Here is a 16,867-nt window from a genome sequence, read left to right as displayed (position 1 = left end):
CCCCCCCTGCCCCGTAGGTTGCGGGCAGATATATGGGCTCCCATTCAAATCGGAAGCCGCCGCCCGCGGACGTTCCCGGCGAGGTGCGCGCGGCGATGGACGGCGTGCGCCGGCTGGTGCGACTGCTGCGGGTCTCCGCTCGTGCCTCTGAACGGCTGGTGGGCATCAGCGGCGCGCAGCTCTTCATCCTCCAGGAGCTGGCGGAGTCCGGGCCCTGCTCCATCAACACGCTCGCGGAGCGGACGCTCACGCACCAGAGCAGCGTGTCCGTCGTCGTGACGAAGCTGATTGAACAGGGGCTGGTGAGCCGCCGCCGCTCGGACGAGGACGGCCGCCGCGTGGAGGTGGCCCTGGAAGCGAAGGGCCGCACGCTGGTGCGCAAGGCGCCGCCCATGGCCCAGGCCCGGCTCATCTCCGGGCTGCGCGGCCTGGAGCCTGACGTGCGCGCGGGACTGGTCCAGGGGCTGGATGCCTGGGTGCGCGCGCTGGGGCTCGACGGGGACGAAGCCCCGCTCTTCTTCGAGGACGAAACCTCGCGCCCGTCGCGGCGCCGCAAGACACAGGAGCACACCGATGAAGAAACCTGACGTGGAACGCATCGAGGAGGGCCTGGGCGAGGGGCCGGAGGCGCGGGACAGCCTCCCCGTGGCCCCGTCCATGGGCCCCGCGCTCGCCAGCCTGCGCACCCCCGCCGTCTCCGTGGCGGTGGACTCGCGGACCGTGTTCATCAGCGTCCTGGCAGTGGGGCTCGCGGTCGTCGCGGGCCTGGTGGCGCAGGGGCTGGGCGCGCTCATCCACTTCGTCACGAACCTGGCCTTCTTCGGACGGCTGTCCGTGCAGCCGGTGTCTCCCGGGGACCATGCGCTGGGCGGCTGGGTGGTGCTCGTGCCGGTGGCGGGCGCCATCATCGTGGGGCTGATGGCGCGCTACGGCTCGCGGGCCATCCGGGGCCACGGCATCCCGGAGGCCATGGAGCAGGTGCTGTTCAACCAGAGCCGCATCCCGCCCCGGATGACGCTGCTCAAGCCGCTGTCGTCGGCGATCGCCATCGGCACGGGCGGCCCGTTCGGCGCGGAGGGGCCCATCATCGCCACGGGTGGCGCGCTGGGCTCGCTGCTGGGTCAGGGGCTCCACGTCACGGCGGACGAGCGCAAGGCGCTGCTCGCCGCGGGCGCCGCCGCGGGCATGGCCGCCACGTTCGGCGCGCCGGTATCCGCCGTGCTGCTCGCGGTGGAGCTGCTGCTCTTCGAGTTCAAGCCCCGCTCCGTCATCCCCGTGGCCCTGGCCACCGCCACCGCCACCGCCGTGCGCATCGCCTTCGTGGGCGGCGAGCCCGCGTTCGCCATCCCGGACCTGACCACGCCTTCGGGTTCGGCGCTCGCGTTCTACGGCGTCCTGGGCCTCATCATTGGAGCCGCCTCCGTGCTGTGCACGCGCGCGGTGTACTGGCTGGAGGACGCGTTCGAGAAGCTGCCCATCCACTGGATGTGGTGGCCCGCGCTGGGCGGCATCGTGGTGGGCGTGGTGGGCTGGCTGTCTCCGCGCACGCTGGGCGTGGGCTACACCAACATCGAGGACATCCTGTCCGGCCGCTTCGTGGGGACGGCGATGCTCGTCTTCTGCGCGCTCAAGTTCATCTCCTGGTCCGTCGCGCTGGGGAGCGGGACGTCCGGCGGAACGCTGGCGCCCCTCTTCACGCTGGGCGGCGGCCTGGGCTCCGGCCTGGGACTGCTGGCCACGCAGCTGTTCCCCAGCCTGGGTGTGGACGTGCGCGTCGCGGCGCTGGTGGGCATGGCCGCGCTCTTCGCCGGGGCGTCACGCGCGCTGCTGGCCTCCGTGGTGTTCGCCTTCGAGACCACGCGGCAGCCGCTGGGCCTGTTGCCGCTGCTCGCCGGCTGCGCGGCGTCCTACCTGGTGTCCGCGCTGCTCATGCGGCACTCCATCATGACGGAGAAGCTGGCCCGCCGGGGCGCCCGCATCCCCACGGAGCTGGGCGCGGACGCGCTGGGCACGGCGCTCGTGCGCGAACATGGCCTCAAGCCCGTGGTGACGTTGCAGGCGGACGCGCCCCTGGAAGAGGTGCGCACGTGGCTCACGTCGGACACCGCGGGCGCCCGCCACCAGGGCTTCCCCGTCGTCTCCCGGGAAGGCGCGCTCGTGGGCGTCGTCACGCGCAGGGACCTGCTGGATGGTCACGACAGCGCCGGCCGGCGGATGCGGGACGTGGTGAAGCGTCCGCCCGCGGTGGTCTTTGACGACAACTCGCTGCGCGAAGCGGCGGACCTGATGATGGACGAGGGCGTGGGCCGCCTGCCCGTCGTCTCCCGCGCCCGGCCGGAGCTCGTCGTGGGAATCCTCACCCGAAGCGATCTGCTCTCGGGGCACCGGCAGCGCCTGGCGAACGCCCGCACGCGGGAGCGCGGCCTGGGCACCGCGCGGCCTCCATCCCCACGGCCCGCCTGAGCGCGCCGGCTCAGGCCTTCGTGGCGGCCTGAGCCTGGCGCAGGGCCGCGAGCGTCTGACGGACGCCCTCCGCGTAGGGCGTCTTGTGCACCGTGCCCAGCAGCCCGCGCAGCGCGGAGTCGTCCATCAGCACGGGGTTCGTGAGCAGGTAGTACATCTCCACCAGCTCCCTCATGAACGGGTCGAAGAGGCCGGCCAGCCGCACCATCCCCTTCCCCATCGTCATCGTCTTCGGGGTGTGGCCCGCCTGCGCGTAGATCTCGTTCACCATCTGGCGCTGCGTGGTGGCCCCCACGCCCGCCAGGTTCCAGAAGCGGCCGTACGCGCGGGGCTCGTCCATCAGCGCGGTGACGACGGGGCCCACGTCGTTCACGAAGACGAACTCGTGCGGCGTGTCCAGCGGCCCGATGAGCGGCGCGCGCTTGCCCTGGTTCGCGGCGACGAAGGCACGGTACAGGAAGCTGCGCTCCACGCCGGGCCCGTAGAAGTCCGGCAGCCGCAGGATGGTGCCCTTGATGGCGCCCGCCGCGTCCGCCTCCAGCAGCATGTCCTCCTGGGCCTTGCGCATGCGGCCCTTGAAGGAGCTCGGCTCGCGCGGATGGGACTCCGACACTGTCGCGGTGCGCGGCATCCCATACGGATACACCGTGCCGATGAGCACCACCCGCTCCACGCCCTCCGCGATGGCCGCGTCCAGCGTGCGGCGCATCAACTCCGGGTGCAGGTGGAACTGCCAGTAGTTCACCCCCACCATGTAGATGATCGTCCGGACGCCCCGCGCCGCGGCCCGGATGGACGCGGGGTCCTCCGGATTCCACGTCACCACCTCCGCCCGCGGATCCGCGCCGAACTCCCTCCGCAGGCTCCCCTCCGAGCGCCCCACCACCCGGTACGGCCGGCCCTGAGCCTGGAGCGCGCGTGCGACAACCTGACCAATGACGCCCGAAGCGCCGAACAACGCCACCGTCTCCATGTCGTCCTCCCGGGAATGAACGTCTGGTTTTCTACTGAACACCGTTCGGTGAACGCCGTTCATTTATTGGTGGCTGTTCGTTCCGTCAAGGCCTAACTTCGTGACATGGGCATCACGGAGCGCAAGGAGCGTCAGCGGGCGGAGCTGCGGGAGCACATCGTCCAGGTGGCGCGCGACATGGTGATGAAGGAAGGCTTTGGCGCCCTCTCCATGCGCAAGCTGGCGGACGCGGTGGAATACGCGCCCGCGACGCTCTACCTCCACTTCGAGAACCGCGACGCCATCGCGCGCGAGCTGTGCGTGCGTGGGTTTCAGGAATTGCTTGCAATGCTGGAGCCCGCGGCCGACGTGAAGGACCCCGTGCAACGGCTTTCACGCCTGGCGGAGGCCTACGTCGCCTTCGGTCTGGAGCACCCGGAGACGTACCGGCTCGTCTTCATGGAGGACCCGAAGCTGTCCGCGGCGCTCTTCCAGGACAAGCACGAGGGCGCGGGGCCGAAGTCCTTCGCGCTGCTGGTGCGGGCCTTCGAGGACCTGAAGGCGGCAGGCCGGGCGCTGGACGCGACGCCCTCGGAGCAGTTGGCGGAGGTCTTCTGGGCGGGGCTGCACGGCATCATCAGCCTCAAGCTCACCTGCGCCGGCTTCCAGGGCGCTCCGGCGCAGGCACTGGCGGAGACCCTGGTGGCCACGCTGGTGCACGGTCCGAAGTCCTCGCGCCGCTCGCGGTAACTTTCACCCCCACCCGGAGGGTGGCCCCGCCTTCGCGCGAGCGCGTCCAGGCGCCCGATACCGTCTTTCTGCGTCTGGTATTGGATGGCGCCGCTTTCATCAGGCAGGTTGGCGTGCTACCGGGCGGTCGGCGACTGGCATCCTGGTAACACGCCATGTGAAGATTGGACGTCCCATGAAAAGGTCCCCTTCAACCCATCCCGGTGAGTCGGGCCAGGCGCTGGTGGAATCCGCGCTGGTCATCCCGGTGATGGTGTTCCTCATCCTGGGCATCCTCCAGCTGGGGATGCTGCACCACGCGCGGCTGATGACGGAGTACGCCGCGTACCGGGCGGCGCGCGCGGGCATCGTCAACCACGCCGACTGCGAGATCATGGAGAAGGCCGCCTTCGCGGCGGTGCTGCCCACCCTGGGCCCTCCCAAGGCCGGCGACATCGACGGAAACAAGATCGGAGGCCGCGTGGACACGCTGATCAGGGTCGCGAAGGTCCACGACGCGTACACGGTCGGGAACCAGGCGGCGGTGAACCAGCGCTACTCCGGAGTGGACCTGGAGCGCTTGCGCGTGGAGGTCCTCAACCCCAAGCGCAGCCAGCTGGCCGGCCTCTTCTCCACCTACGGGTCGCACATGGGTGGCCGGGAGCTGGACTACGACGACGTGCGCGACGCGCAGGTCATCGAGGCCAACCTCCTCACGGTGCGCGTGACGTACTTCTATGAAATGCGCATCCCGTTCGCGAACTGGCAGCTGCACGCCTTCTACATGGGCCGCGAAGCACTCAACGGCCTGGCCATGCGGGGCCCGAACTTCACCACCCAGAAGGTGAACGGCGGCAGCCTCACGCAGCACCTGGAGGACCAGGGCGCCAGCCAGGACGACGATCACCAGAAGATCCGCGACCTCGCCAGCGGTAACGTCTTCGCCATCCCCGTCATCGCCACCTATTCGATGCGCATGCAGTCCAACCTCCTCAACAACGACACGCACGGCCCCAAGGGCTGTGCCGTGGACGGCTAGCGTCTCCCCCGGCGCTCGCCAGAAGGACCCCCTCGGATGTTTCGGATCCTGCGAAGACTGCGGCGCGACGAGCGCGGGCAGGCCATGGTGCTTGGGGTGGTGGTCATGCTGGTGCTGGCCGTCACCATCATGACGTCGGTGGGCATCGGCCACGGCGTGTACGAGAAGATCAAGCTGCAGGACGCCGCGGACGCGCAGGCGTACTCGCTGGCGGTGAAGGAGGCGCGGGCCTACAACTTCCTCGCGTACACCAACCGCGCGATGATCGTGCACTACTCCGCGATGCTCACGGTGATGTCCTACGTGAGCCACGCGGTGTACCTGGACCGCACCATCGGCGTGGCGGCCAAGTACCTGCAATACATCCCCGGCATCGGGGCCGTCTTCGCGGCCGTGTCCGCGGCGATAAAAGCCTGGAAGGTCACGGTGGAGACGGTCTCACGACTGCTCATCCCCGTGCTGACAGCGCTCAACATCGCGCTCTGGCTGGCGCAGGAGGCCATGCTCACGGGCACCCTCTTCGACCTCTACACCTCGAATGGACACGGGGACGTCATCAAGGGCACCGACCCGAGGGCGGAGGTCACCGAGGACATGGACTCGGGGAAGTCCTTCACCGACACCTCCGTCTCCTCCCTGTTCAGCAACACGGGTGACATCAACTACTCCAACGCCAAGAACTTCCTCCACGTCCTGGATGACGGCCCCTTCAGCAGCAGTCCCACCATGGGCGTGGACCCCACCGGCATGCTCACGCGCGCGAAGCTGGTGCAGGGCAACAAGCTGTCGGACCCGAACATGGCCAAGTACCGCCTGCTGATGGGCAACCTGGCCAATGGCGTGCGCCGCAGGTGGACCGCGGAGGGCGAGGGGCCCATCCTCATCGGCCGGCGCTGGGAGTTCAATCTGTGCGTCGTCATCGGCCAGCTGCGCATCCGCAAGACGGCGGACAGCCAGATCAAGAGCTTCGACGAGGGCTTCGAGAACAACCGCAAGGATCAGCTCTTCGCGTCGGACGACATCCGCATCGAGGTGCGCCCCACCTGCTTCCTCTTCGGCTGGAGCGACGTCTTCCGGCTGCGCTTCCGCGCGGCGGCGGACAACCGGGGCGGCTTCCACCAGGAATACGGCGCCAACAAGACGGATGACCACCACTCGTGGCTGGGCATCACGCCCTTCATCACCTCCGACACCAGCTTCATCAACCCCCGGCAGAACCACTTCGGCTACCCGTGCAACCTCATCGTGCTGGGCAAGGACATGGGCGCGGTCCGCACCGAAGGACAGACCAAGGAGGAGCGGCCTGTCTTCGAGCTGGAGAACCTGTCGCGCAATGCGTTCATGGAACGCAGCAGTGTCGGCGAGCGCGACTACAACGACACACCGGAAGGGATCCGCGAGTCCTACCTGGACATGACCTGGAAGTACGTGGGCGGCAAGCAGGACGAGTACGCGAAGAGCTTCCGCAACCGCACGGGGGGGATGATGGCCATGGCGGTGGGCCGCGCCATCTATCACCGCCCCCGCGAGTGGAAGGAAGAGCCCAACTTCTTCAACCCGCTCTGGACCGCGCGCCTGGCGCCCGTCCGGACGCACTGGGACGAGGCGCACCTCAAGTGGATGGTGCCCGCATGGGAGGACAGCGAATGGCTGCTCAACGGCATCAACTACTGATGCGTCCGGGCCGGCGGGCATCGCGGGGAACGGCGACGGTGGAGCTGGCGCTGCTGGCGCCGCTCCTCATCGTGCTGGTCCTCTGGGCGAACTACTTCTGGGAGGTGCAGCGCGCGCGCATCAAGATGGCGGAGATGGCGCGCTTCGTGGCCTTCGAGCGCACGGTGCGCCAGGACCTCTCCGGCATCGTCAGCGAGGCGCGCCAGCGATACGAGGACCTGGACGGCTCCACCAAGACGGGCACGCTGGGCACGGCCTTCCAGAACGGCATCACCATCCAGGTCCAGGCCCGGAACGCGGACGCGCCGCTCGAGAACGTGACGATGTCGAAGATGGGGGCGCAGGCGGGCGTGGGCGGCCTGGCGGGCGCGGCCATCGGCGCGCTGGGCAGCACCCCGGAGCAGCTAGCGCGGGACATGGGGTTCGACCCCAGCCAGGGCGCGGTCCAGGCGGACGTGCAGGTCCGCATGGTCAACCGGATCATCCCGAAGGAGATTGCCCTCTACAAGACGGGCCCCGACGGAAATGAGCTGGACCTGAACTTCGAGGAGCACTTCTACCTCTATCACGACACGTGGCGGGCCTGGGAGCAGGGCGACAATCCCTCCCAGACCTATGAGCGGGTGCAGCAGCTCACGCACGACCGCGTGAGCAAGATTGTCTACGCGGGCGTGGCGAGCGGTGGTGGCGGGGCGCTGTCGTCCATTGAAGCGGTGCTGTCCGTGCTGGGGCTCGACTTCCCCTTCTCCGAGGACTACGTCCGCGAGTCCGTGCTCATGCGCCCGGTGCCGGATCCGGGCTACTTCAGCGCGGCGGGCCGCCCGACGCGCACGGTGCCGGGCGGCGTGCTCCAGGCCGCGTACTGGCGCAACGACACGAGCTTCTGCTTCGACAGCTGCGAGCCTGGCGCCATCAAGCTGAAGCGCGGGACCGACAGCAACGGAGGCCGTGACGACAACTGGCCCATGCGGTCCTACAACTGCCGCGGGGACTTCTTCCAGGGCGCCAACTTCTCGCAAGCTCCGGAGTCGGTCTACACGAAGGAGCTGTTGCCGCAGGAGTACTTCACCTACGGCGATGAGGCCTGCCGCCGCCTATGAGTGGCCTGACGGACCGCACGGGCACGTTCACGCGCTGGCTGGGCCTGGGGGGGCTGCTTGCGCTCGTGGCCACCGCCGTGGTGTTGAAGGACCCGCCGCCCGCACCGGCCGAGCCCCGCGCGGCGCCGTCCGGCCCCCAGGTGGCGTTGCCTCCGGCACCACCGCTTCCGGAGCCCGCCGGAAGCCGGGTGCGGCGCGTGTTCCCGCCGTTTCCCGGCGCCGTGGTCATCCCCATGGGCCGGCTGGAGGCCAACGGCAGCCCCATGGAGCTGGGCTACTTCGAGACGGACCACCCGCCCGGCGAGGTGCTGGAGTTCTACGCGCGGGAGTTCCGCCTACGGGGCCGCAACATCGTCACGCAGGACGACGGCGCGGGCGGCGGCGCGGTGAACTACTACGACGAGCGGCTGGGCGCGATGGTGTCCGTCACCACCATCCGGGTGGGCGGCGCCACGACGCGCACGCTCGTGTTCCCCTCGCTGGTGGAGGCGCCCGAGGGCATCCACCTGCAGGGCACGGCGCCCGCGTCGCTGCCGCAGCCCCCGGGCGCGGTGACGGTGCTGCGAGTGGACGAGCAGGGCACCGGACGCAATGCGGGCAGCACCACGCTCACCCAGGTGGCGCATGGCACGCCGCGGATGCTCGCGGAGTTCTACCAGGCGCAGATGCCGTCGCGAGGCTACAAGCCCTCGAGCCAGCGCCTCTCGAAGGGCGTGGAGATGCTCGACTTCGAGCGCTCCGGCGAGCGGGTGTCGCTGTCGCTGGCGCCGCTCGACAAGGACGGCCCTCCGGAATCGCTGATCACGTTCGTCGTCGAGCGTGCTTCCCCTCCCCCTCCCCAGGAGTCGAATCGATGAACGGCTGGTTGTCGCGTGGCTACGGGTGGCTGCGGCGTCCGCGCTCGCGGGGGCAGGCCATGGCGGAGTTCACCATCCTGCTGATGGCGCTCATGAGCGGCGTGCTCGCCATCACCCAGTTCGCGCCGGACATGTTCGCGGCGCTCACCATCTACATCCGCGGCTTCTACTGCGTGCTGGGCTACCCGTTCGGCTGAAGGGACCCGGAGGCTCAGGGCACGGGCAGCCGCGGCAGCGACAGCGGCACGGCGTCCAGCGAGGGCCGGGCCCCGGTGCCGGCCTTCCGCGCCGTCCAGGTGGACTCCGCGTCGCGCAGGGACTCCACGCCGAAGACGGGCACCCGGGCCGCCGTCACCACCGTCACCTGCTGGCCGGACTCCAGCCGGAAGGTCTGTTCGCGGCCCTTGCCGGCGAAGGGGCCGGGGCGCACGTCGGTGTCGCGCTCGCGGACGGGCGTGCCCCGGAGCGCGGCGTGGTCCGCGAGGAGGTCCACGGGGATGGAGACGGGGGCGTTGGGCGGCAGGGAGATGGCCAGCCGCTCCACCAGGGCGCGGGCGGTGCCGGCGCGGGACACCCAGATGACGATGAGGGTGCGGGGTGTCGTCTGGTAGTCCAGCTCCACCTGATAGAGCGTGTCGCGCTCGCGCGGCGTCTCGCCCACCACGGCGGCGCGCACGGGGAAGGTGCCCTGCTTCGACTGGAAGGTGTATTCCACCCAGGTGCCCACGACGGGCTGGAGCTGGCCGTAGAGCAGCGGGGGCGGCACCAGGGCGCGCGCCTCCGCGAGGCGCTCCGGGGCGATGGGCGGATCCGCCGGGGCCGGCGTGCCGGCGTCGAGGGCGGCCACCGGTGTGGCGGGAGCAGTGCCCGCGTCGGGCGCGGCGGACGTGGCGGGCGTGGCGGCGAGCAGCACGACGGTGCACACGGGACACAGGAGGCGGCGCATGGGAACACCACTATGGGACCGGGGCTCCGCGCCGGACAAGTCCAAGGCACGGGGAGGACACATGGGACGGAGTCTGGTGTTGCTCGCGGTGTTGTTCGCGGGGCTGGCCGCCCTGCCCGCCCGGGCGCAGGGCAGCGCACCGGATGCGTTGTTCGGGCTGCCGCTCGTCGTTCGCGAAGGCGGCTGGGCGCGCTACGTGAACACGTCACCGGACGGGCCCACTCAGTTCGTCATCAAGCTGGGCGGCTCCGGGCGCCATGAAGGCAAGCGGGGCCGGTGGGTGGTGCTGGAGCTCGACGTGCCCGCCACCGGCCGCCTGGGCTTCGACTTCCTGGTGGAGGGCGAGCGCTTCAGCGCGAAGAGCGTGCTGCTCATGCGCCTGCGGGTGCCGGGCCGGCCGCCGTCGGACACGCCCGCGCCCTTCAACCGGCCGGGCGCCGACCGCCAGCCCCACGTCCTGCGCGAAGGCACGGAGACGGTCGCTGGCAAGAAGCTGAAAGTGACGGAGTACTCGTACGCGGGAGGCATCACCGCGCAGTGGTCCCCGGCCGTTCCGGTGCTGGGCCTGGTGCGCGTCTCCGGGACCCAGTCCTTCCAGCTGGAGTCCTTCGGCGTGGGCGGGGACCCGTGGAAGGACGCTACCGCCGCCGGGCGCTGAGTCCCGCGCCGACGAGCGCGGTCCGCACCGCGTCCTCGTCCTCGCTGGCGAGCCGCGCGGCCAGCAGCAGCCGCGTCCCGTGGCCCGCCTGGAGGCGCACGCGGGGCAGGTCCCCCTGCTCCCGCTGGAACGAGAACCACTCCAGCCGGGAGAACGGCGTGCGCCGTCCCAGCGAATCAATGAAGCCCGTGGGGCCCAGGAACAGCGCGGGCACCGCGTGCAGGCCCACCCCCGCGAGCCACGCGGCGACGCCCAGGCAGAACGTGGCGAGCGCGGGCCGGCCCTCCGTGGAGAACAGCCGCAGGCCCACCAGCGCCAGCACGGCCATGGTCGCGAGCACCAGCGCGTAGGTGCCCATCTCCGCGCGCGAGCGAAGCGCCAGAAGCCGCCCGCCGCGCAAGAGCCCCACGAGCGCCCCCAGCGCCACGAGCGCCAGCCCGCCCGAGGCCACCGCCACGCCCAGCGCCATCATCCCGGGACGACCGCCCAGCTCGCGCGACTCGCGCACGAGCCACGCGGCGCAGCCCGCGAAGAAGAGCAGCGTCACGCCCTGGAAGGCGGCCGTGGCGACGGGGCGCGTGGGAAGGCTCGGAGGCGTCACGAGGCCTTCCTACACCATCGCGTCCCGCGGGGAGCGCTCAGGGCGCGGTGTACTCGCGGGGGCGGTAGCCGAGCCGGACTCCTTCCGTCTGCCCGTGCAGCAGCGGGTCCTGGTAGAGGCAGACACCCCCGGGGAGGTCTTCGCAGCGCGGCGGCAGCATCCGTCCCAGCACCTGGCGGATCAGCGCGTCGGACATCTCCTGGCCCGCGAAGTGCGCGGACCGCGCGTGGATGAACCGGGAGAGGGCCAGGGGCGCGACCCAGGACGTCGTGGCCCGGGTGATGGGCAGGAGGTCCATCCCGAAGGCATCCACCTGGAGCAGCGGCGTCCGGTTGTATTCGAAGGGCCGCTGGGGCAGCACGCCCGTATTCACATACAGGTCCACGTTGGCCCGGCCCGGCCATCCGCCCAGGCCCTCGTGCGCGCCCCGCCCCTCCGCGTCCAGCCCGGACTCGAGCACCGTGAAGAAGCCCACCCGCAGCCGGTTGGGAAAGGCCTCCGACGCGAAGTCGAAGGGGTTGTCCTCCGGATCCGCCGCGTCGATGGCGGACTGGGCCGTGAAGACGCCCGGCGTGTGGAAGAGCGCCGCGTAGATGGGCGCATAGGCCCCCAGCTTCCCACGCAGCACGCCGTCGCCGGGCAGCGGGCCCTGGCAGGACGCGGACCAATCCTGGCGCACCGAGTCCAGCGTCACGCCCGAGCTCAGGTTGACGTAGCGCACCCCCTGCGCCGCCATCAGGCCCCGCAGTTCCTCCGCGACGACCGAGGCCTTCGCGCGCAGGCGCTCCAGGGACTCGGGCGTCCCGGAGCCGTCGCAGAACTCCTCCGGGGCGAAGGCGGTGAAGCTCAACGTGTCCAGCAGGACCAGCGGCTGGTGCGGGTTCGTCTCCACCAGCAACGAGAACACGAAGCTGCCGTGGCCCGCGCTCTGCGCGGCCTGGACGGGGTACGTCTCCCGGAGCGGCACCGCCAGGGTGCGCAGGTGCTCGGCGGGAACGAAGTCCGGCGTCGCGAATGACTGGAGCGTCCGCAGGAGCGTGGCGGGGAGCCGCCAGGAGAAGGGCACCGGTGCCAACCGTCCCTGCCCGTCCACCCGGAAGTACCCCCGGAGGCGGTTCTGGTAGCGCAGGGCCCGGGGCGGCAGCGAGGGGAAGTCGTCGATGACGAGGATGGCCTCGCCGCTGTCATGGCGCATCGTGAACGCGCCAGGGTCGTAGGCGAACTCCCCCCACTCACACCCGGCGCCGTCCGGCCGTTCCCGGAAGCACGTGTCCGCCAGGATGGCCTCGCGCGCCGCCTGGAGCCGCGCGGACAGGGCAGGCGTGTCCCCGGACGGGGCTGGCGCGCCACAGGCGCAGAGGGCCCCCATGAGCAGCGCGGAGAACCAGGACCAGCGTGGGACGGGGGGCATCACGGGCTCGGTGGAGAGACGGGGTCGTCATGCATACGGACCGGGTCTCGCGTCCGGGCACGAAGAAACCTCCGGCATCGCATGGTTCCCGCACTACCAGAAAAAGCCGCTTTAAATGAATTTACCTATCTCCTAGAATCTTTTGCGACGTCGCGGCTCCGGCGTTCCGGGGCCGATCACCCCCGCAGTCACCAGGAGGTACCGGATGCTTCGTCGCACCGCCCTGGCCCTCGTCCTGTGCGCTACGTCCTGCACGCAGGCCGACGGGCCTTCCGCTACAGAGTCCCCTCCCCCCGAGCAGCAAGAAGTCCTGGGCCGGGCCGAACAGGCCGCGGACACCCTGGACACACCCAGCGAGCCGAACAGCATCCGCTTCCTGGAGCAGTCCTCGTTCGGCCCGAAGACTTCGGGCGGCATCTCGCCCGCGCCCATGGGCACCGCCGAGCGCGTGATGGCCGTGGGCATCAACCAGTCGCTCACGGATCAGTTCGCGCTGCCGGCCTCCGCGCCGTACGACGGAGAAATCGCGCAGGACCTGGGCTCGCAGTTCTTCCAACGCGCGGTGCTGGGCCAGGACCAGCTGCGGCAGCGCGTGGCGTTCGCGCTCGGGCAGATCCTCGTCGTCTCCCAGAACGGCATCCCGGAGTCGACGAAGACGGCCTATCCCGACGCTCCGGTGGCGCTGGCCGGCTACATGAACCTGCTGTCGCAGCACGCCTTCGGCAACTTCCGCACGTTGATGGAGGAGGTGACGAAGAACCCCGCCATGGGCCGCTACCTGGACATGGTCAACAACCGGGCCTTCGACTCGAAGGGCGACCCCATTGACCCGAACGAGAACTACGCGCGGGAGATGCTCCAGCTCTTCACGCTGGGCACGTACAAGCTGAACAACGACGGCACGCTGCTGCTGGACGTGGAGGGACACCCGCAGCGCGCGTACACCGAGGAGAACGTGAAGGCGTTCGCCCGCGCGCTGTCCGGGTGGACCTGGAACGCCACCGCGTGTCCGGCCAAGGGCGCCGCCATCAACACGCCCGACTACAAGAACCCGCTGATGCCCTGCAACGTCAACCACGACACCAGCTCCCAGGAGCTGCTGCGGGGCGTGTCCACCACGGCCGGCGGCACCATCACCCAGCACCTGACGCAGGCGCTGAACAACGTCTTCAACGACCCCAACGTCCCGCCCTTCATCAGCCGGCAGCTCATCCAGCACCTGGTGACGAGCAACCCGTCCGCCGCCTACGTCCGGCGCGTGGCCAACGTCTTCCGCAACGACGGCACGGGCACGCGCGGCAACCTGGAGGCGGTGGTGCGCGCCATCCTGGTGGACGCGGAGGCGCGAGGCGCCCAGCCGCCCGTGGCGCTGCGCGAGGGCTACGGCCACCTGCGCTCGCCCGTGCTGTTCATCACCAACGTGGTGCGCTGGCTGAACGCCGAGCTGGACATCACGACCAAGGACCCCGGTCTGAAGCTCAGCAACTGGAGCAAGACCATGAACCAGTGGGTGCCGCGCTCGCCGTCCGTCTTCAACTACTACCCGCCCAACGCGCCGCTGCCGGGGGCGGACGGACTGGTGGGCCCGGAGTTCGCCATCCTGGACACGGCGACCGTCACGGCCCGCGCCAACTTCCTCCACGAGTTCCTCAACTCCGGCAGCACCGCCAACGCGGGCATCCTCGTGGACTACAACCAGTTTCCCCACGTCAACACGGACCTGGTCGCGTGGATGAACCGCTTCTATCTGCACGGGACGATGTCCACGGACCTGGAGCAGCGGCTGCTCACGGCCATGAATGACAGCCGGGCGGACTCGGTCAGCCGCAAGAAGAAGCTCGGGCTCTACCTGATGTTCCTCTCCCCTTCCTTCCAGATCCAGCGGTGAACCCATGACCACCTCCCGTCGCCAGTTCCTCCGGCACGCCACGCACGGCCTGGGCTTCCTCGCCGCCGCTGCTTCCCTTCCCCGCTGGGTGGGCAACGCCCACGCCGCCACCCTCTCCGGCTACTCCGGCAGCCGCGTGGGCGTCTGCGTCTTCCTGCTGGGAGGCAATGACAGCAACAACATCCTCATCCCCCGCGAGTCCAACGCCTACGCGAAGTACCTCGCGGCGCGGCCCAACATCGGGCTGAAGGCGGACCAGCTGGATCTCATCAACCCCACGGGCATGGCCGCCGGCTCCTTTGCCCTCCCGCAGTCGCTGTCCCGGGTGCGCGCGCACTTCGAGGCGGGCCGCGCCGCGTTCGTGTGCAACGTGGGGCCGCTGGTGAACCCGCTCACCAAGGCGGACTACACCGCGGGCGGCACGTCCGTGCCGGAGAACCTCTTCTCGCACAGCGATCAGCAGGACGCCTGGTCCAACGCGCTGGCCAACCCGGGCTCCTCCCCCGTCAGCTCCGACATCAAGGTGACGGGCTGGGGCGGGCGCACGGCGGACAAGCTGCACGTGCTCAACACCAGCACGCCGCCGGACTACCCGGAGGTGACGTCGTTTGGCGGCAAGGCGCTCTTCTGCACGGGCGTGGACCGCAAGCCCATGATGGTGGCCTCCAACGGCGTGCTCGCCTTCCGCACCCTCAGCACCCCGCCGTCGCCCCTGGACGACCTCCACGCGGAGGCCCTGGCGGGGGTGATGACGGTGGACGACAGCAATGTGCTCGAGGCCGCCGCGGGGGACGTGTTCGGCACGGCGCAGACCTTCGCCAAGGCCCGCGCCAAGGCGAGGGACGACGCGTGGGCGGCGCTTCCCCTGGCCGTCCAGAACACCCTCGACGGCTACTTCGTGCACCCCGCCCCTCCGGCGGACTACGGGCGGTGGACGCTGCACACCCAGCTCTACCAGGTGGTGCGCGACCTGGTGGCGGGCGCCATGCCCACGACCCAGGGAGGCCTGGGGCTCAAGCGCCAGGTGTTCTCCGTGGGCTTCGGCTCCTTCGACACCCACCAGAACCAGGACGTGTCCCAGCCGCAGCTGCTGGAGCAGCTGGACTTCTCGCTGGACGCCTTCCAGAAGGCGGTGACGTTGCTGGAGACCCAGCCGGCGTTTGGCTCCAACGCGCCGCAGGCCACGGTCTTCACCATGAGCGACTTCAACCGCACGTTCCTGGAGAACGGCGACCGCGGCACGGACCACGCCTGGGGCGGCCACGCCCTGGTGCTGGGCAACCGCGTCGCCGGCAAGGCGCTCTACGGCACCTTCCCCAGCTTCGACCTGTCGGGCTCGCTGGATGGCAGCACCGACTCACGCGGCCGGTGGATTCCCACGCTGACGGTGGAGCAGTACGGCTGGTCACTGGCCTCGTGGCTGGGGCTGAACAGCGTCGCCGAGCGCGACTACGTGTTCCCCAACCTCGCCGGCTACGTGGCGGACGCGGTGGCGCGCAACTTCCCGACGCAGGCGCGCAAGTACAAGATCAACTTCATGCAGGCGGACTGACGCCCGTGTGAACGAAGAAGGCCGCGAGCCCCACACGGTGCTCGCGGCCTTTCCGCGGGAGGGGCTACTTCAGCTCCGCGAGGACGTCGAACACGGAGGGCCGGTGCGGCTTCCAGCCCAGCGCGCGGGCCCGCTTCGCGCGGATGCGGCTGTTGGACGCGAGCGCCAGCCGCCCCAGCTCCACGCCCCAGCGCTTCTCCCCTTCCTGGAGCGGCATGCTGGCCACGGGCAGGTGGAGGCTCTTGCCGATGGCCGTCACCACGTCGCGGAAGTTCGCCTCGCCGTTCTCCGCGAAGAAGAACGTCCCGGCCGGAGCGCGCTCCAGCACCAGGAGGTACAGGTCCGCCAGGTCCTCGATGTGCACGTTGGACCAGACGTTCTCCCCCTTCCCGATGTAGCGCGCCGTGCCCGTCTCGCGCGCGTACTGGATGAGCGGCGGAAGCTGCACGCTGTCCGGGTTCAGGCCCAGCCCCTTGCCGTAGATGAGGCACGGGCAGATGACGTTCGTGTGGATGCCGTCCTTCGCCGCGTCCAGCACCGTCCTGTCCAGGGAGATGCGCGCCACCTTCTCCGGCACGGGCTCGATGGGCGTGTCCTCGTCATGCACGCCCGCCGTCAGCTCGCCGCCCGCGTCGGTGGCGACGATGCTGGAGCCGCTGGTGTGGATGAAGTGCTTGCCGCTTCCCTTCAGCGCGGCGAGCAGCGCCTCCACCACCTTGCGCTCGTCCGCGGACGCCGCGTTGATGACGGCGTCGGCTTCCTTCGCCAGCCGCGCGAGCGCGTCCAGATCATCGAACGAGGCGACCGTCGCCTGGATGCCGCGCGCCTCCAGCTCCCGCGCCTTGTCCTGGTTCCGGGCGGTGCCCACCACCGGGTGCCCCGCCGCCATCAACCGCGCCGCCACCGACCCGCCGATGTACCCCGTCGCGCCCAACACAAAGACTTTCATGGTCCGCTCCCGTGAATGGGAGGAAACCTGCATCGTTCCCCGGGGGAC

16 protein-coding genes are annotated in these 16,867 nt (G+C 70.2%); 11 read left to right on the top strand and 5 right to left on the bottom strand.

Annotated features, from left to right (window positions below):
* The first annotated feature begins 32 nt into the window (after positions 1-32).
* Complete coding sequence (locus D7W81_RS15850; RefSeq protein ID WP_120556214.1) at positions 33-587, top strand: MarR family winged helix-turn-helix transcriptional regulator; 555 nt, start codon at positions 33-35, stop codon at positions 585-587.
* Complete coding sequence (locus D7W81_RS15845; protein WP_120556213.1) at positions 574-2,463, top strand: chloride channel protein; 1,890 nt, start codon at positions 574-576, stop codon at positions 2,461-2,463. The genes D7W81_RS15850 and D7W81_RS15845 overlap by 14 nt, the downstream gene beginning before the upstream one ends.
* A 10-nt stretch (positions 2,464-2,473) precedes the next feature.
* Here D7W81_RS15845 and D7W81_RS15840 read toward each other — a convergent pair whose 3' ends face one another.
* The gene (locus D7W81_RS15840; protein ID WP_120556212.1) at positions 2,474-3,436 is read right to left on the bottom strand and encodes an NAD-dependent epimerase/dehydratase family protein; all 963 of its coding nucleotides are present in this window, start codon (positions 3,434-3,436) and stop codon (positions 2,474-2,476) included.
* A 105-nt stretch (positions 3,437-3,541) separates the two neighbouring features.
* Between D7W81_RS15840 and D7W81_RS15835 the strand changes: the two genes are divergently transcribed.
* The 6 genes from D7W81_RS15835 (at position 3,542) to D7W81_RS15810 (ending at position 9,011) form a co-directional block, all read left to right on the top strand.
* Positions 3,542-4,165, top strand: a complete 624-nt coding sequence (locus D7W81_RS15835; protein WP_120556211.1) for a TetR/AcrR family transcriptional regulator — start codon at positions 3,542-3,544, stop codon at positions 4,163-4,165.
* A gap of 175 nt (positions 4,166-4,340) precedes the next feature.
* Positions 4,341-5,183 (top strand): TadE family protein, encoded by an 843-nt coding sequence (locus tag D7W81_RS15830; RefSeq protein WP_120556210.1) that lies wholly within the window; start codon positions 4,341-4,343, stop codon positions 5,181-5,183.
* A 36-nt stretch (positions 5,184-5,219) separates the two neighbouring features.
* Positions 5,220-6,857, top strand: a complete 1,638-nt coding sequence (locus tag D7W81_RS15825) for a pilus assembly protein (protein ID WP_120556209.1) — start codon at positions 5,220-5,222, stop codon at positions 6,855-6,857.
* Entirely contained in the window at positions 6,830-7,957 is a 1,128-nt protein-coding gene (locus tag D7W81_RS15820) for a TadE/TadG family type IV pilus assembly protein (RefSeq protein WP_244227233.1), read from the top strand. The genes D7W81_RS15825 and D7W81_RS15820 overlap by 28 nt, the downstream gene beginning before the upstream one ends.
* Positions 7,954-8,814: a hypothetical protein gene (locus D7W81_RS15815; RefSeq protein ID WP_120556207.1), complete on the top strand. Its 861-nt coding sequence runs from the start codon at positions 7,954-7,956 to the stop codon at positions 8,812-8,814. The genes D7W81_RS15820 and D7W81_RS15815 overlap by 4 nt, the downstream gene beginning before the upstream one ends.
* Positions 8,811-9,011: a hypothetical protein gene (locus D7W81_RS15810; protein WP_120556206.1), complete on the top strand. Its 201-nt coding sequence runs from the start codon at positions 8,811-8,813 to the stop codon at positions 9,009-9,011. Before D7W81_RS15815 ends, D7W81_RS15810 begins: the two co-directional genes overlap by 4 nt.
* 14 nt (positions 9,012-9,025) lie before the next feature.
* Here the strand turns inward: D7W81_RS15810 and D7W81_RS15805 are convergent, their stop codons facing one another.
* Positions 9,026-9,760, bottom strand: coding sequence for a hypothetical protein (locus D7W81_RS15805; RefSeq protein WP_120556205.1), 735 nt, complete (start codon positions 9,758-9,760; stop codon positions 9,026-9,028).
* A 61-nt stretch (positions 9,761-9,821) separates the two neighbouring features.
* On the opposite strand from D7W81_RS15805, the gene D7W81_RS15800 reads away from it, so the two are divergent.
* Complete coding sequence (locus D7W81_RS15800) at positions 9,822-10,418, top strand: hypothetical protein (protein ID WP_120556204.1); 597 nt, start codon at positions 9,822-9,824, stop codon at positions 10,416-10,418.
* On the opposite strand, the gene D7W81_RS15795 is transcribed toward D7W81_RS15800, so the two are convergent.
* Both D7W81_RS15795 and D7W81_RS15790 read right to left on the bottom strand, forming a co-directional pair.
* Entirely contained in the window at positions 10,399-11,019 is a 621-nt protein-coding gene (locus tag D7W81_RS15795; protein ID WP_120556203.1) for a hypothetical protein, read from the bottom strand. The genes D7W81_RS15800 and D7W81_RS15795 overlap by 20 nt on opposite strands.
* Before the next feature lie 37 nt (positions 11,020-11,056).
* Positions 11,057-12,430 (bottom strand): hypothetical protein, encoded by a 1,374-nt coding sequence (locus tag D7W81_RS15790; RefSeq protein ID WP_120556202.1) that lies wholly within the window; start codon positions 12,428-12,430, stop codon positions 11,057-11,059.
* Between the two features lie 205 nt (positions 12,431-12,635).
* Here D7W81_RS15790 and D7W81_RS15785 point away from each other — a divergent pair, with 205 nt between their 5' ends.
* Together D7W81_RS15785 and D7W81_RS15780 are read left to right on the top strand one after the other, a co-directional pair.
* Complete coding sequence (locus D7W81_RS15785) at positions 12,636-14,318, top strand: DUF1800 domain-containing protein (RefSeq protein WP_120556201.1); 1,683 nt, start codon at positions 12,636-12,638, stop codon at positions 14,316-14,318.
* Positions 14,319-14,322: 4 nt separating this feature from the next.
* Entirely contained in the window at positions 14,323-15,870 is a 1,548-nt protein-coding gene (locus D7W81_RS15780) for a DUF1501 domain-containing protein (RefSeq protein WP_120556200.1), read from the top strand.
* Positions 15,871-15,934: 64 nt separating this feature from the next.
* Here the strand turns inward: D7W81_RS15780 and D7W81_RS15775 are convergent, their stop codons facing one another.
* A complete protein-coding gene (locus D7W81_RS15775; protein ID WP_120556199.1) occupies positions 15,935-16,819 on the bottom strand; it encodes an NAD-dependent epimerase/dehydratase family protein in 885 nt (294 codons plus the stop codon).
* Positions 16,820-16,867: the final 48 nt, after the last annotated feature.

The organism is Corallococcus aberystwythensis (assembly GCF_003612165.1).
In the GTDB taxonomy this organism is placed as follows: Bacteria; Myxococcota; Myxococcia; order Myxococcales; family Myxococcaceae; genus Corallococcus; species Corallococcus aberystwythensis.
Note: the sequence above shows the minus strand (reverse complement) of the source record. Positions and strands in the feature narration are given on the sequence as shown.

Bases quoted from the DNA above. Each gene is read 5' to 3' on its own strand.
- D7W81_RS15850 (WP_120556214.1), top strand. From the start codon at position 33: ATGGGCTCCCATTCAAATCGGAAGCCGCCGCCCGCGGACGTTCCCGGC.
- D7W81_RS15845 (WP_120556213.1), top strand. From the start codon at position 574: ATGAAGAAACCTGACGTGGAACGCATCGAGGAGGGCCTGGGCGAGGGG.
- D7W81_RS15840 (WP_120556212.1), bottom strand. From the start codon at position 3,436: ATGGAGACGGTGGCGTTGTTCGGCGCTTCGGGCGTCATTGGTCAGGTT.
- D7W81_RS15835 (WP_120556211.1), top strand. From the start codon at position 3,542: ATGGGCATCACGGAGCGCAAGGAGCGTCAGCGGGCGGAGCTGCGGGAG.
- D7W81_RS15830 (WP_120556210.1), top strand. From the start codon at position 4,341: ATGAAAAGGTCCCCTTCAACCCATCCCGGTGAGTCGGGCCAGGCGCTG.
- D7W81_RS15825 (WP_120556209.1), top strand. From the start codon at position 5,220: ATGTTTCGGATCCTGCGAAGACTGCGGCGCGACGAGCGCGGGCAGGCC.
- D7W81_RS15820 (WP_244227233.1), top strand. From the start codon at position 6,830: ATGGCTGCTCAACGGCATCAACTACTGATGCGTCCGGGCCGGCGGGCA.
- D7W81_RS15815 (WP_120556207.1), top strand. From the start codon at position 7,954: ATGAGTGGCCTGACGGACCGCACGGGCACGTTCACGCGCTGGCTGGGC.
- D7W81_RS15810 (WP_120556206.1), top strand. From the start codon at position 8,811: ATGAACGGCTGGTTGTCGCGTGGCTACGGGTGGCTGCGGCGTCCGCGC.
- D7W81_RS15805 (WP_120556205.1), bottom strand. From the start codon at position 9,760: ATGCGCCGCCTCCTGTGTCCCGTGTGCACCGTCGTGCTGCTCGCCGCC.
- D7W81_RS15800 (WP_120556204.1), top strand. From the start codon at position 9,822: ATGGGACGGAGTCTGGTGTTGCTCGCGGTGTTGTTCGCGGGGCTGGCC.
- D7W81_RS15790 (WP_120556202.1), bottom strand. From the start codon at position 12,430: ATGCCCCCCGTCCCACGCTGGTCCTGGTTCTCCGCGCTGCTCATGGGG.
- D7W81_RS15785 (WP_120556201.1), top strand. From the start codon at position 12,636: ATGCTTCGTCGCACCGCCCTGGCCCTCGTCCTGTGCGCTACGTCCTGC.
- D7W81_RS15780 (WP_120556200.1), top strand. From the start codon at position 14,323: ATGACCACCTCCCGTCGCCAGTTCCTCCGGCACGCCACGCACGGCCTG.
- D7W81_RS15775 (WP_120556199.1), bottom strand. From the start codon at position 16,819: ATGAAAGTCTTTGTGTTGGGCGCGACGGGGTACATCGGCGGGTCGGTG.